Source organism: Bacillus sp. LR--39 (assembly GCF_053613335.1).
In genome coordinates this window covers 1-613 of sequence record NZ_JBSIOT010001156.1, presented here as the reverse complement: position 1 = coordinate 613, position 613 = coordinate 1, and the positions used below count along the sequence as shown (strand labels likewise).

Here is a 613-nt window from a genome sequence, read left to right as displayed (position 1 = left end):
TAGCTATGTTAATCTTATTAGCGCTTCTGAAGAAATACGCTTTAGGGCCGCTATTAAACATAATGAAACAGCGTGAAGACCACATCGCTGGAGAAATTACGTCTGCTGAAGAAAAAAATAAAGAAGCGCAGCAGCTTATTGAAGAGCAGCGCGTTCTTTTAAAAGAAGCAAGACAGGAATCCCAAACTCTTATCGAAAACGCAAAGAAACTGGGAGAGAAGCAAAAAGAAGAGATTATTCAGGCTGCACGTGCAGAATCTGAACGTCTGAAAGAAGCAGCAAGAACTGAAATCGTGAAGGAAAAAGAACAGGCGGTTTCTGCTCTCCGTGAGCAAGTAGCGTCTCTTTCTGTCATGATTGCGTCGAAAGTGATCGAAAAAGAACTGGATGAACAAGCGCAAGAGAAATTGATCCAGGACTATCTTAAAGAGGTAGGAGAAAGCCGATGAGTGGATCAGCTGTCTCTAAACGATATGCATCAGCTCTTTTTGATATAGCCAATGAGTCCGCTCAGCTGAATCAAGTAGAAGAAGAGTTAACTGTTGTAAAACAAGTATTTCAAAATGAAAAAGCGCTTAATGATGTGTTGAACCATCCGAAGGTGCCGGCTGCG

2 protein-coding genes are annotated in these 613 nt (G+C 41.9%); both read left to right on the top strand.

The genetic code is table 11. The annotated features are described in order from the left end of the window. Window positions 1-449, top strand: a 449-nt coding sequence (atpF, locus tag ACWHAR_RS29115; RefSeq protein WP_452088700.1) for a F0F1 ATP synthase subunit B, incomplete at its 5' end; no start/stop codon positions are given. Beyond that, a partial coding sequence (locus ACWHAR_RS29110; RefSeq protein WP_452088701.1) for a F0F1 ATP synthase subunit delta occupies window positions 446-613 on the top strand: 168 nt, incomplete at its 3' end. The genes atpF and ACWHAR_RS29110, both read left to right, overlap by 4 nt.